Below are 12,495 nucleotides of genomic sequence, written 5' to 3'. Positions count from 1 at the left end.
GGCGGCGGTACCGGACGGACGCGTCGGAGATATCACCTATGAGCTGATCCGTTACCGTCCGGCGGTTCTCGCGTTGACAGGGGGTGCGGGCCTCGCGTCCGCAGCACAACCCCCTTCTTTACAAGGAGTTCTGAATGTCTCGTATGACGAAGGTTGCCGCCGTGATGGCCGGTACCGGCGCCCTCATCGCCGGCGGCGCCGGCATGGCGTCCGCGGACGCGGGTGCGCAGAGCCTCGCCGCCGGTTCCCCCGGTGTCGGCTCGGGCAACAGCGTCCAGGTCCCCGTCCACGTGCCGGTCAACGTCTGCGGCAACACGATCAACGTGATCGGTCTGCTCAACCCGGCCTTCGGCAACACCTGCGTCAACGCCTCCGAGGGCCACGACGACAAGGGCGACTACGGCTACGGCCGCTGATCTCCCCCGCCTGAAGCAGCAGGCCCCCTCCTTCACGGAGGGGGCCTGCTGTCGTCCGGGTCAGGCGTAGCGGTAGGTCCTGCTGTGGTCGAGGAGCTTGGCGGGGGTCACGTTCCAGGGGGGCATCGGGTCGTCGAGTCCGAAGACGTAGGCCCGCTCCCGGCCGGGTGAGGCGGGCTTGCGGCCCGGCAGGTAGGCGGAGCGCGGGTGGGCCTTGCGCCAGCGGTCCCACAGCAGGTCGATGAAGGAGTGGTGGAGCCAGAAGACCGGGTCCTCGGGGGACGCGGCGCCCGCCATCGGACCGCCGACCCACTGGTGGACCTTGTTGTGGTTGGCGACCGTGCGCACGTCCCGGATGCCCCATCCCTCGACGCGGTTGCGGAAGCCCTCGGTGCTGACGCTGTTCCAGGGCGCGGTGTCGTAGACCGGGTCCTTCAGCGCCCGCGCCACGTCGTCCTTGGTGGGCAGGGAGACCGGGTTGCTGCCGGGCCTGCCGAAGTTGCGGGTGAGGTAGTTCTCGTCGGTGACGCCGCGGCCGACGGTCCAGTTGCCCGCCGCGAAGGCGAACGGGCCGGTGGTGACCTGGCGGTCGCCCGGCCTGCCGTTGCCGCCCAGGAAGTCCTCCGCCCACAGCGACGAGGTGGGCCTGTTGTCGACGGTCCAGTCCCAGTACGGCACGCTGACGCCCGCGTCGACACGCTGGAGGGCCTTCTCGAACTCCAGCAGGTAGCGTCGGTGCCAGGGGAAGAACGACGACGTCATATGGGCGGGACGGGGCCGGTTCTCGGTGTCCATGACGTAGAACTCCCGGTGCATGACGACGAAGTCGTCGTAGCGCCCCGAGCGCTTCAGTTCCAGGATTGCGTCGATGAGCCGGCGCTTCTCGGTGCGCGTGAGGTCGCGCTGGTTCTTGCGGGTGTACACCGGTGCTGCTCCTCCTGGTTCACATGTGGTGCGCGGCGGTGGGCGCGAGCCGGGCGGTGGGGCCGAGTTCGTCGACGGCGGCGCGGGCCGTTTCCAGCAGCGTCGGGAACGACTCGTAGTGCGTGACGTCGCTCAGGTAGGTGCCGTCCGCCCGGCGCATGATGTGCAGCCGGCGGCCGTCGATCCGGACCTCGGTGTCCGGCACGGCGGAGAGGGCGGTCCGGTCGCCGTCACCGGCGCTCGCGGGGACGGCGGTCGCCGTCCCCCGGATCTCCCGGCCGCGGTACATCTCCCTGAACCGCTCGGCCGCGGGACGGACGTGCTCCGGTGCGGGGGCGGGGGCGGGTCCGGCCATGGCGCTCGGCTCCCGGCCGAGCAGGGGGGACAGGGCGAGACCGGTGCCGGTGACCGCGGCGGCGGTGAAGGCGCCGCGCAGGACGATCCGGCGGGCGGGGCCACGGGCGCCGCCGGGCTCGGCGGGGGTGGGACTCATGGGGTGACTGCCTGCCTCTCGTTAACTCGTCCGAGGTGCCGCTGATGGCGATGTTGACAACGAGGCGAGGGTGAAACAGTTCTCGTGGGTGCCGCGTACGGCGCACAGCGTCATCGGCCACGTTCCCTCAAAAGCGTGAGCGTGCGCGGTCATCGGCGGCGGCGCGCCGCGTCGGACGGCCCGCCGGGGCCCGTACCGCCGAGCATGGCGTGTCGAACTCGTGGAGGTGTGGGCATGACCGTTCCGTTCCCGATGTCCAAAGGCCGTGCGCCGGGCGCACCGGACGTCGACCTGGCCGATCCGGCTTTCTGGCGGCTGCCACGCCCCGAGCGGCTGAAGGCGTTCGCCGTGCTGCGCGAGCTGGAGGCGCCCGTCCTGTTCACGCCCCGGCCCGGCACCGCCCGTACGTCCGGCACCCCGTTCTACGCCCTGGTCCGGCACGCCGACGTCCGGGCCGCGAGCCGCAACCCGCAGGTCTTCGCGAGCGCCCCGGGGGTCACCACACCGGAGCCCGCCGGGTGGGCGAAGGCCCTGTTCGGGAACGCGATGGTCAACATGGACGGGACGGAGCACGCGGCCCTGCGCCGGATCATCTCCCGCCGCTTCACCCCCCGGCTGCTGGCCGACGCCGAGGAGAACATCGACGCCCTCGCCGCGCGCCTGGTGGACGAGCTGATCGCGCAGCGCCCCGGGGACTTCATGCCCTCGGCGGCGTCCCGGCTGCCGCTGGAGGTGATCTGCGACCTGATGGGCATCCCGGCCGCCTACCGCCCGTGGATCGCCGACCGGATCGACCAGGCGTCGGAGCACGTCGGCGTGGAGCGCCGGGGGCGGGCCCGGCTGCGGATTCCCGGCCGGGGGGTGGCGGCCCTGGCCCGGATGCAGTTCCTGATGGCGCGGCTCGCCCGGGAGCGCCGCCGCCGTCCCGGCGACGACCTCCTCTCGGCGCTCGTCACGGCGGACATCGACGGCGAGGCCCTGTCGGGCCGCCAGCTGGGCGCCTTCTTCTCGCTGCTGCTGGTGGCGGGGGTGGAGACGACCCGCAACGCCATCGCGCACGGGCTGTACCTGCTGGACCGGAACCCGGAGCAGCGGGCGCTGCTGGCGTCCGACTTCGAGCGGTACATCGACGGCGCGGTCGACGAGATCGTCCGCCACTCGACGCCGATCATCCAGTTCCGCAGAACGGTCACCACCGCGCACGAACTGGGCGGCAGGACGTTTCTCCCGGGCGAGAAGGTCGCCCTGGTCTACGCGTCGGCCAATCGCGACGCGGAGGTTTTCACCGACCCGGACCGCTTCGACATCACCCGGTCGCCCAATCCGCATCTGGGATACGGCGGCGGCGGACCGCACCACTGTCTCGGGGCGCATCTGGCCCGGCTGGAAATGACGGCGCTTTTCCGGGAACTGCTGAGCAGGCGTCCGGTCATCGGCGCCATGGGAGATCCGCGTCTGGTGGATTCGAATTTCGACAACCGCGTCGGCTCCCTGCCGTTCACGTTCGGCCGTACATTCACCTGAACGGCACGTCCGAGGCGCTGAATACGATAAAGGGACTGCCAGGCATGGAAGCCTCTCTCCAGGCGGCCGAAGAAAAGGCCGGAATTCACCGCAGCCAGGAGGAGTCATGCCGGCCAAGCGCCGTCTTGTCAGTACGTGCATCGCGGCGGTGGCTCTCAGCCTCCTGGCCGGCGGGGGCATCGCGGGCCGGTCACCGGGGGCCGATTCCATGGACAGCGCCGCTCCCGGACCGCAGCCGGCCGGGAGCGGCACCGCACACGGCGCGTATCTGGACTTCGGGCCCGACGGGGTGCGCAGGATGGGCGACTTCTCGCGCTGGCTCGGCGGGGCGGAGCTGCGGGTGGGCCACACCTACCTGCCGGGCGATCTGTGGGTGAACATCGAGGGCACCCCCGACTTCCTGGAGACCTGGGCCTCCTGGCGGCAGGCGGACAAGGACCGGATGTTCGTCCTGAACGTGCCGATGCTGGAGCGCAACGAGGACCGGGTCCCGGACGGCGAGGTCCGCACGCTGCTGCGGGCGGGCGCGGCAGGCGACTACGACCAGCACTTCACCCGCCTCGCGGAGCGGCTGGTGCGGCTCGGCGTCCCGGACACCGTGATCGTGCTCGGCTGGGAGATGAACGGCACCACCTACACGCACCGGTGCGGACCGGACCCCACGTCCTGGAAGGCGTACTGGGAACGCATCGTCACGGCGATGCGCGCGGTGCCGGGCCAGGAGTTCCGCTTCGACTTCACGCCCAGCCGGGGGCGGGACGCGGTGCCGTGGACCGAGTGCTACCCGGGCGACGACGTCGTCGACATCATCGGTATGGACTCCTACGACCAGCCGCCGGGTGAGACGTTCGACGACCAGATCACCGATCCGTACGGCCTCCAGAAGCACGTCGACTTCGCCAAGGAGCGCGGCAAGCCGATCTCGTTCCCGGAGTGGGGGCTCTTCCGCAACGGCGACAACCCCGAGTACATGCGGCGGATGCTTGAATGGATCGACCGGCACCAGCCGCTCTACCAGACCGTCACGGACTACTGCCCGCACGGTGTCTGGCAGTGCAAGGAGAACCCGCGGTCCTCGAAGGTGTTCCGGACGATGCTGACGGAGATGGCGGCGCCGCAGCGGCCCTCCCCCACGCCGACCCCGACTCCCACGCCCTCGCCGAGCACCGACCCGACCCCGGACCCGACCCCCCCGCCGTCCGTCCGGCCGACCACGCCGGTGCCGCCGTCCCCGACCCCGACGGAGCCCGTCGAGCCGGGGACCCGCACGTGGTGCTTCACCGTCCCGTTCGGCGACTGGCTGGGCCCCTGGGCCAAGGAGCGCAAGGTCTGCTTCCGCTACTGACCCGGACACGGAAACGGCTCCGGCCCTCGAACACGAGGGCCGGAGCCGTCCACCCACACGGGTCCAGCGCGGGGGCAGGCGGGCAAGCAACCGCTTGCCACTCCCCCAACGCGGGGACCGCCCGCTCCGTCACTCCGCCGAACGAGGGAGCGGCGCGGCGCCGGAGCCCGGTGACCGCGCACCGGTGCACGGCCGGGGGCGACGCGCGACCATGGAAACCTACGGAGGGTGGTGAGGTGCATGTCGTCCGCCGACGATGGCTCCCCGGGGGAGCCGGGACCCCTGCCCTCCGGCGCCCCGCCGGGCGCGGTGCGGGTGGGCGACGAGGCGGCGGCGGTGATCGCCGGGGACGGCACGGTCATCGGCTGGACCCGCGGCGCGGAGGCGCTGCTCGGCTATCCGCCCGCCGAGGTGACCGGCCGGTCCGCCGGGCTGCTGCTGGCCGGCTCGCCGGACCCCCGGCGCACGGCGGCGGTGGCCGCCCGCTGCCGGACCGGGGCGGGGTGGAGCGGGCGCATCGCCCTGCGGACGAGCCAGGGCCGCTCGGCCGACGTCGACGTGCGGGTCTCCGCCTCGTTCCAGGTCGCGGGGCGCGAGGCCTTCCTGGTGTCCGGGCGGGAGCTGACCCCTCACTGGACGATGGAGGGGGCCGTCCTGGACGACTTCCTGGCCCGGTCGCCGGTCGGCATGGCCGTGCTCGACCCGGAGCTGCGCTATCTGTGGCTCAACGACACCCTGGAGCGCTTCGGCGGCGTACCCCGGGAGCAGCGGCTGGGCCGACGGCCGGGCGACGTGCTGCCCGGGGCGCTCGCGGCACCCCTCGAACGGCTGATGCGGCAGGTCCTGGCGACCGGTGTGCCGATCACCGACTACGAGTACCTGGGCTGGAGCTGGGCCGATCCGCACCGCAGGCGGGCGTATGCCGGTTCCTTCTTCCCGCTGGCCGATGCCCGGGACGACCGGATCGGCCTCGGCTACATGGTGCTCGACGTGACCGACCGGTGGAACGCGCGGCGGCTGCTGGCGCTGGTGAACGAGGCGGGGGCCAGCATCGGCAGCACCCTGGACGTGCAGCGTACGGCCCAGGAGCTGGCGGATTTCGCCGTGCCCCGGTTCGCGGACTTCGTCTTCGTCGATCTGCTGGAGCCCGCGATCGGCGGTGGCCGCCGGGGAGAGCCCCCGGTGATGCCCGAGGGGCCGCCCTCGATGCGGCGGGCGGCGATGAGTTCGGTCCGCGAGGGGTGCCCGGAGGCGGTCGTACGGATCGGGGAGAGCGTCGGCTTCGTCCCGCCGCCGCACGACGCGCGGTTCCTCGTCTCCGGTGATCCGGTGCTGTTGCCGGTGCTCGACCCCGACAGCCACGCGTGGACGGTGGAGCAGCCCGCGCGCGCCGCCCGCATCCGGGAGTTCGGGCTGCACTCGCTGATCTCGGTGCCGATGCGGGCGCGCGACACCGTGCTGGGACTGACCACCTTCATGCGGTCGCGGAATCCGGTGCCCTTCGACGAGGACGATGTGGCGCCCGCCCGGGAGCTGGTCGCCCGTGCCGCGGTGTGCGTCGACAACGCCCGGCGCTACACCCGGGAGCACACGGCGGCCCTCGTGCTCCAGCAGAGTCTGCTGCCGCACACGCTGCGGGGCGGGACGGCGCTGGACGTGGCGTCGTCCTATCTTCCGGCGGACGCGAAGGACGGGGTCGGCGGCGACTGGTTCGACGTGATCCCGCTCTCCGGCGCCCGGGTCGGTCTGGTCATCGGCGACGTCGTCGGCCACGGCATCAGCGCGGCGGCGACCATGGGCCGGTTGCGTACCGCCGTGCAGACACTGGCCGACATGGACCTCGCCCCGGACGAGCTGCTGGCCCGGCTGGACGATCTGGTGCTGCGGCTGAGCGAGGAGGAGCCGGTGCGGGGCGCGGCGGAGCCGGACCGTACGACGGTGGTGGGGGCGACCTGCCTGTACGCCGTCTACGACCCGGTGAGCCGGTGCTGCACACTGGCGCGGGCCGGTCATCCGCCGCCGGTGGTCGTCACGCCGGACGGCGCGGTGAGCTTCCCCGAGCTGCCTTCCGGGCCGCCGCTGGGGCTCGGCGGACTGCCGTTCGAGTCCCTGGAGATCGAGCTGCCCGAGGGGAGCCTGCTCGGGCTCTACACCGACGGTCTCATCGAGGGGCCCGACAAGAGTGACATGGCGGGCGGGATGGCCCGGCTGGCCCAGGCCGTGTCCCGGCACGACCTCCCGCTGGACGAGCTGTGCCCGGCGGTGGTGAAGGAGCTGCTGCCGGTGCCGCAGCCGGACGACATCGCGCTGCTCCTGGCCCGCACCCACGGGCTGAGCCCGGACCGGCTGGCCTCGTGGGACGTGCCGCTGGAGCCCGCGGCGGTCGGGGAGATCCGGGGGAAGGTGGCCCGGCAGCTGGAGGCATGGGAGCTCGCGGACCTCTCCATGACGACGGAGCTGATCGTCAGCGAACTGGTCACCAACGCGATCCGGTACGCGTCAGGGCCGGTGCGGCTGCGGCTGCTGTTCCAGTCGGCGCTGATCTGCGAGGTGTCCGACGCCAGCAACACCTCGCCGCGGCTGCGGCACGCCCGGACGACGGACGAGGGAGGACGGGGCCTGTTCCTGGTCGCCCAGCTCGCCCGTCGGTGGGGGACGCGCTACACCACCCGGGGAAAGATCATCTGGGCGGAGCAGCCGCTTCCGTGACGCCCGCCGGGCGGTCGCCGCCCGCGTCCGCCCGTGCCGGGTTCCTCTTCCCCTGGTCGTCGCCGTGCTCCTGTTCGTCCCGCTCGTCCCTCCCGTCCCGGGAGAACAGCCGGGTCAGCGCCCCGTCCGCCCCGGTCAGCTCCTCCCAGGTGCCCTGCTCGACAACGCGTCCCGCGTCCAGCACGGCGATGCGGTCGGCCCTGCGGACGGTGGCGGGGCGGTGGGCGATCACCAGGGTGGTACGGGTGGCGGAGGCGGCCGCGAGCGCCTCGGCCAGTTCCGCGTCACCCCGGTGGTCCAGGTGGGCCGTCGTCTCGTCCAGGACCAGGACCCGGGGACCGCTCAGCAGCCCCCGGGCCAGGGCCACCCGGGCGCGCTGTCCGCCGGAGAGGGTCGCGCCGCGTTCGCCGACGGGGGTGTCCAGCCCCTGGGGCAGGGCGTCGGCGACGGGCGTGATGCCGCAGATGTCCATCACGGCCGCCACCTCGTCCTCCGTCGCGTCCGGAGCGCCGAGCCGGAGGTTCTCGGCCAGGGTGCCGTGGAACAGCGGGGCCTCCTGCCCGACCACGGAGACGGCCGCCCGGAGCTCCGCCTGGCTGAGGTCCCGCAGGTCGACGGGGCGCCCCGGGGCCGGGGGCACCAGCTCCACGGCCCCCTCCGCGGGGTCCCAGTAGCGGGCCAGGAGGTGGGCGCAGGTGGTCTTGCCCGCGCCGGAGGCTCCGACCAGGGCCACGGTCTCGCCGGGCCGGACGGTCAGATCGAGGCCGTCGAGCACCGGCTCTGCGCCGTAGCCGAACCGTACGCCGCGCAGCCGCAGCCCCAGGGGACCGGCCGGCAGCGGCAGCGGGGTGTCCGTCCGCGGGGCGCCCGCCGGTGCCTCGACGGCGGCCCGGACCCGGGCGGCGGCGGCGCGCAGGCTGCCCGCCCGTCCCAGGGCGGCCGCCGACTCGGCGACCGGGGCCAGCGCGCCCAGGGCGAGCGCCATCGAGGCGGGGGCCCAGGCCCCGGCCAGCTGCCCGGCGGTCGCGGCGTGCGCGGCGGCCGCCACGACGCCGATGACGGCGGCGATAACCAGCAGGTCGCGGGCCGCGCCCGCACCGGTCTCCCAGGACTGTTCCGCCCGCTGGGCCCGCGCGAGGCGACGGCCGGCGGACCGGAGCCGGGCCCGCCGCCGGTCCAGGGCACCCGCCATGAGCAGTTCGCGCAGCCCGTCGACGCTCTCCACGGTCTCGGCGGAGACCTCGGCGAGCGCGGCGCGGGTGCGGGCCCCGCGCTCGGCCCGCCCGCGCGCTTCGAGCAGGGGCGAGAAGACCAGCAGCAGGGCGGCGGGCACGACGGCGAGGAGCAGCCACGGTCCGAGCGCCGCGAGCACGGCGGCCGACACCGCGAACACCATGCCGGAGGCCAGGAGCTGGGCGATGGCGTGGGCGTAGAAGAACTCCAGCGCCTCGACGTCCCCGAGCGCGGTCGCCGCGAGGTCGCCGCTGCGGCGACCGGCGATCCGGGCGGGGGCGCTGCGGGCCAGACCGTCGAAGACCCGGACGCGCAGCACGGCCAGCACCCGGTAGGCGAGGTCGTGCGAGAGGTCCATCTCGCGCCAGGTCGCCAGGGCCCGCAGCGCTACGAGGGCGACCAGCACGGCGACGGTCCCGGGCGCGGGCGGGCGGTGGTCCACGACGGCCGTGCCGACCGTGTGCGCGGCGAGGGTGACCAGGGCGACGAGGGCGGCCTGGTCGGTGACGGCGGCGAGGCAGGTGCGCAGCACGGTGATGCGGTGCGCGCCGAGGACGGGCAGCAGCGAGCGCAGGGCTCCGGTGTCGGGGGCGGGCGGGGTGCGGGTCATGCGGCGGCTTCCTCCTGTGCGGTGCGCCCGGCCGCGACGAGCGAGGCGTAGACGCCGCCGCCCGCGAGCAGGGCCGGGTGGTCGCCCTCGGCGGCCACCCGGCCCGCGTCGAGGACGACGATGTGGTCGGCGTGGCGGACGGCGTCGAGCCGGTGGGCGACGACGAGGCAGGTCCGCCCGCGCCCGGCCGCGAGCAGCTCCCGCACGATGCGCGCCTCGCCGCGTTCGTCCACCGCGCTGGTCGCCTCGTCCAGCACCAGGACCGGTGCGTCGGCGAGCAACGCCCGTGCGAGGGCCAGCCGTTGGCGCTGGCCGCCGGAGAGGGTGGCGCCACGTTCGCCGACGAGGGTGGCGTACCCCTGGGGCAGCCGGGCGATCTCCCGGTCGATCCCGGCGGTGCGGGCCGCAGCGCGCAGCTCGTCGTCGGTGGCGGCGGGGCGGGCGATACGCAGGTTCTCCGCGATCGTGGCGTGGAAGAGGTAGGTCTCCTGCGAGACGACGGCGATGCCCCGGCGCAGGGAGGCGAGGGTGCAGGACGCGGTGTCCGTCCCGCCGACGGTGATCCGGCCGCTGTCCGGGTCGCGCTGTCTCAGCAGCAGGCCGAGCAGGGTGGACTTCCCCGCGCCGGACGGGCCGACGACGGCCGTGGTGCGCCCGGCGGCCACGGTGAGGGACACGCCGTCGAGTGCGGGCCGTCCGCTTCCGGGGTGGGTGAAGCGCACGTCCTGGAAGCGGATCTCGGGGGCGGTGTGCCAGGCGGCGTGGACCGTGCCCCGGTCGGGTACGGCGGCCTCGGCGGTGCGCAGGGCGGCGATGCCGTCGGCGGCGGAGACCCCGAGGTAGCCCGCGTGCCATTCGCGGGAGAGGTCGCGGACAGGGCGGAAGCATTCGGAGGCCATGAGGAGCAGGAGGTAGGTGCCGGTGGCGGTGGTCTCGCCGGAGGCCGCCGACGCGCAGGCGACGAGGACAGCGGCGGCGGTGCCGCCCTGGACGGCCAGATCGGTCAGGCCGGTGTCGACGAGCGAGACGCGGAGTTTGGCGACGGTGGCGCGGTGCAGGGCGTCCGAGCGCCGTTCGAGGCGCTCCCGTACCCGCCCGACGGCGCCGGTGGCGCGCAGGGTCGCCATGCCCTGGAGGGCCTCCAGGTAGTCCGCGGCGAGGGCTTCGTAGGTGTCCCAGTGCTCCTTGCCGCGCCGCTCCAGCAGCCGGTCCCACCACCGCGGTCCGAAGAGGGCGAGCAGCAGGGCGGGGCCGAGGGCGAGGGCCGCGTACGGCTCGACGAGGGCGACGGCGGCGAGCAGCAGCGGTGGCACCGCACAGGTGATGAGGAGTTGGGGCAGGTAGCGGGAGAGGTACGCGTCGACGCCCTCGACGCCGTCCACCAGCGTGGCGCGTACGGCTCCGGCCCGCGCGCCGGTGGTCGCGGGCGGGCCGAGGGCGCCGAGGCGTTCCAGCAGGGTGTCGCGGAGCCGGATGCGCGCGGTGGCCCCGGCGTCGACGGCGACCAGGCGCTGGGCGCGTGCGAGGGCGGCCCGTACGAGGACGACGGCGCACACGGAGCCGAGCAGCGGGGCCAGGGCGGACGTCTCGCCCTGGGCGATCCGGGAGAGTGCCAGGGCGAGCAGGACCGCCTGGGCGAGGTGGGTCGCGGTGACCGCCGCGAGCAGGAGGGTCGCCGCTTGGAGGGGGCGGCGGGCGGTGCGGGCGGCCCGCAGGAGTTCGGGGTGGAGCATCATGGGCGTTCTTCCTCACCGGGCGGGCCGGTCGGTGCGGTGTGCGGTGGCGTCGGGGCGGGGGCCGCCGGAATCCGGTCCGCCAGTGGGCGCGCGGGGTCCGGGTCCTGGGTCGTGGGCGCGGCGACGACCAGTCCGTGCACGATCCAGTCGCGGCCGGGCGCGTCGCCCAGCGCGGCGCCGAGGTCGGCCTGTTGCCAGGAGCCGATGGGGCGGGAGCCGAGCCCCAGGGCGGTGGCGTGGAGCTGGGCCGTACCGGCGGCGTACCCGGCGGTGAGGTGGCTGCCGCGGATCAGGGCGGGCGGTGCGTCCGTGGGGCAGCCGTGGGCGAGGAGCACCGCGCCCACGGCGCACAGCCACCGCTGGTGCGCCGCCCAGCGGGCGAGGGTGGGCCGTGCGTCGCCGGTGGCAAGGAGGCCGAGGCCGGTGCCGTCCGGGGCCGCCGTGTAGAGGGCCGGGGCGGCTCCGCCGGTGGCGACGGTCCAGGCGGGTCCGTCGGGCCGGGCCGCGCGGGCGGTGCCGAGGACCTGGCGGAGCGGGTCGGTGCCGGGCGGGCGGGTCAGGTCCTCGGGGGCGGCGCTGCGGCGGGCCCGGAGCGTGCCGTCGGTCACCGGTCCGGGGCGCGGGGCCGGGTGCCAGGTGCCGCCGGGCCGCCGCGGGGAGGCGGCGAGCAGGCCCAGCAGGTGCCGGGTCGCGGCGATCTCGCGCGGCGAGGCGATCTCGGCCCCGGACCGCGGCGTCGGCGCCGCGCCGAGGGGCAGGGTGGCCCAGGCTCGCAGCACTTCAGCGGCGTCACCGGCCGGGGTGCCCTGCGGTGTCCAGCGGACCGCGGCCAGCGGGGTCTCCAGCTCGAAGCCGGGCCAGGCGCGCCGGTCGGCCGGTGCGGGCAGCCCGGCGGCGGCCGACAGCAGGGCCCCGTCCGCGTCGAGGCAGACCCGTACGCCGCCGGGGGGCGCGGCCAGCGCCAGGGCGGCCGCGGCGTGGCCCGCGTCCAGGAGCAGGAGCGGCCAGGCCCGGTGCCCGTAGTGGGCGACGGTGCGGGCGACGGCCACGGTGAGCACGGCCAGGGCCCCCGGCGGCACGTCGGCGGGGGCCGGTCCGCGCGGGTGGGCCCGGTGGGCGCGCGGGTCGTAGGCGTACCGTCCGGGCGGCAGCGAGCAGCCCGTCCCGACCAGCAGGTGGACCCGCACCGGGTGCAGCGCGCCCGCCGAGGGCACGGGGCGCAGCCGCCCCGGCGTGCCGGGCGGCGCCCCGAGGGAGAGCCGCAGCACCCGGTCCAGGTCGACCGGCGCGTCACCGGTGCCCAGGGGCAGCCCGGCGCCCGTCCAGGGGAACGGCCGCTCGGGGACGTACGGGCGGACGCGCGGCGTGCGCGGGGACCGGGCGTCGGCGAGGGCCCGCCGCAGCAGGACGGACGTCGAACGCCCGGCTCCGGGGAGGCCGGGGCGCGGGGCAGCCGTCGCGCCCGGGGCGGGCGGACGGGGGCGCGAGTGGGGCATGGGGGGCTC

General features: G+C 75.2%; 9 protein-coding genes. 4 read left to right on the top strand and 5 right to left on the bottom strand.

The genetic code is table 11. The annotated features are described in order from the left end of the window. Nucleotides 1-134 precede the first annotated feature (134 nt). Nucleotides 135-416: a chaplin gene (locus tag ACIRRU_RS20280; protein ID WP_363203967.1), complete on the top strand. Its 282-nt coding sequence runs from the start codon at nucleotides 135-137 to the stop codon at nucleotides 414-416. Nucleotides 417-476: 60 nt separating this feature from the next. Here ACIRRU_RS20280 and ACIRRU_RS20275 read toward each other — a convergent pair whose 3' ends face one another. Together ACIRRU_RS20275 and ACIRRU_RS20270 are read right to left on the bottom strand one after the other, a co-directional pair. Continuing rightward, nucleotides 477-1,340 (bottom strand): tyrosinase family protein, encoded by an 864-nt coding sequence (locus ACIRRU_RS20275; protein ID WP_403682344.1) that lies wholly within the window; start codon nucleotides 1,338-1,340, stop codon nucleotides 477-479. A gap of 19 nt (nucleotides 1,341-1,359) precedes the next feature. Beyond that, entirely contained in the window at nucleotides 1,360-1,833 is a 474-nt protein-coding gene (locus ACIRRU_RS20270) for a tyrosinase family oxidase copper chaperone (RefSeq protein WP_403682341.1), read from the bottom strand. A 234-nt stretch (nucleotides 1,834-2,067) separates the two neighbouring features. Between ACIRRU_RS20270 and ACIRRU_RS20265 the strand changes: the two genes are divergently transcribed. The 3 genes from ACIRRU_RS20265 to ACIRRU_RS20255 all read left to right on the top strand — a co-directional run bounded on the left by ACIRRU_RS20265 (nucleotide 2,068) and on the right by ACIRRU_RS20255 (nucleotide 7,411). Beyond that, nucleotides 2,068-3,357: a cytochrome P450 gene (locus tag ACIRRU_RS20265; RefSeq protein WP_403682339.1), complete on the top strand. Its 1,290-nt coding sequence runs from the start codon at nucleotides 2,068-2,070 to the stop codon at nucleotides 3,355-3,357. Between the two features lie 106 nt (nucleotides 3,358-3,463). Then, nucleotides 3,464-4,702 carry a glycoside hydrolase family 26 protein gene (locus ACIRRU_RS20260; protein ID WP_403682337.1) on the top strand — a complete coding sequence of 413 codons (1,239 nt, stop codon included), beginning with the start codon at nucleotides 3,464-3,466 and terminating at the stop codon, nucleotides 4,700-4,702. 240 nt (nucleotides 4,703-4,942) lie between these two features. Beyond that, nucleotides 4,943-7,411, top strand: a complete 2,469-nt coding sequence (locus ACIRRU_RS20255; RefSeq protein ID WP_403682334.1) for a SpoIIE family protein phosphatase — start codon at nucleotides 4,943-4,945, stop codon at nucleotides 7,409-7,411. On the opposite strand, the gene ACIRRU_RS20250 is transcribed toward ACIRRU_RS20255, so the two are convergent. From ACIRRU_RS20250 to ACIRRU_RS20240, 3 genes are read right to left on the bottom strand one after another with little or no spacing between them, the layout of a single operon-like run. Further along, nucleotides 7,383-9,254, bottom strand: a complete 1,872-nt coding sequence (locus ACIRRU_RS20250; RefSeq protein WP_403682331.1) for an ABC transporter ATP-binding protein — start codon at nucleotides 9,252-9,254, stop codon at nucleotides 7,383-7,385. The two genes, ACIRRU_RS20255 and ACIRRU_RS20250, sit on opposite strands and share 29 nt — an antisense overlap. Then, nucleotides 9,251-10,990 carry an ABC transporter ATP-binding protein/permease gene (locus tag ACIRRU_RS20245; RefSeq protein WP_403682329.1) on the bottom strand — a complete coding sequence of 580 codons (1,740 nt, stop codon included), beginning with the start codon at nucleotides 10,988-10,990 and terminating at the stop codon, nucleotides 9,251-9,253. Before ACIRRU_RS20245 ends, ACIRRU_RS20250 begins: the two co-directional genes overlap by 4 nt. Further along, on the bottom strand, nucleotides 10,987-12,486 hold the full coding sequence (locus ACIRRU_RS20240) for a nitroreductase (RefSeq protein ID WP_403682327.1): 1,500 nt from the start codon (nucleotides 12,484-12,486) through the stop codon (nucleotides 10,987-10,989). The genes ACIRRU_RS20245 and ACIRRU_RS20240 overlap by 4 nt, the downstream gene beginning before the upstream one ends. Nucleotides 12,487-12,495: the final 9 nt, after the last annotated feature.

The sequence above is a fragment of the Streptomyces sp. NPDC101181 genome, assembly GCF_044767975.1.
Lineage (GTDB): Bacteria > Actinomycetota > Actinomycetes > Streptomycetales > Streptomycetaceae > Streptomyces.
Note: the sequence above shows the minus strand (reverse complement) of the source record. Positions and strands in the feature narration are given on the sequence as shown.

Excerpts from the sequence above, each read along its gene's own strand:
- ACIRRU_RS20265 (WP_403682339.1), top strand. The coding sequence starts at position 2,068 with ATGACCGTTCCGTTCCCGATGTCCAAAGGCCGTGCGCCGGGCGCACCG.
- ACIRRU_RS20270 (WP_403682341.1), bottom strand. The coding sequence starts at position 1,833 with ATGAGTCCCACCCCCGCCGAGCCCGGCGGCGCCCGTGGCCCCGCCCGC.
- ACIRRU_RS20260 (WP_403682337.1), top strand. The coding sequence starts at position 3,464 with ATGCCGGCCAAGCGCCGTCTTGTCAGTACGTGCATCGCGGCGGTGGCT.
- ACIRRU_RS20280 (WP_363203967.1), top strand. The coding sequence starts at position 135 with ATGTCTCGTATGACGAAGGTTGCCGCCGTGATGGCCGGTACCGGCGCC.
- ACIRRU_RS20245 (WP_403682329.1), bottom strand. The coding sequence starts at position 10,990 with ATGATGCTCCACCCCGAACTCCTGCGGGCCGCCCGCACCGCCCGCCGC.
- ACIRRU_RS20240 (WP_403682327.1), bottom strand. The coding sequence starts at position 12,486 with ATGCCCCACTCGCGCCCCCGTCCGCCCGCCCCGGGCGCGACGGCTGCC.
- ACIRRU_RS20250 (WP_403682331.1), bottom strand. The coding sequence starts at position 9,254 with ATGACCCGCACCCCGCCCGCCCCCGACACCGGAGCCCTGCGCTCGCTG.
- ACIRRU_RS20255 (WP_403682334.1), top strand. The coding sequence starts at position 4,943 with ATGTCGTCCGCCGACGATGGCTCCCCGGGGGAGCCGGGACCCCTGCCC.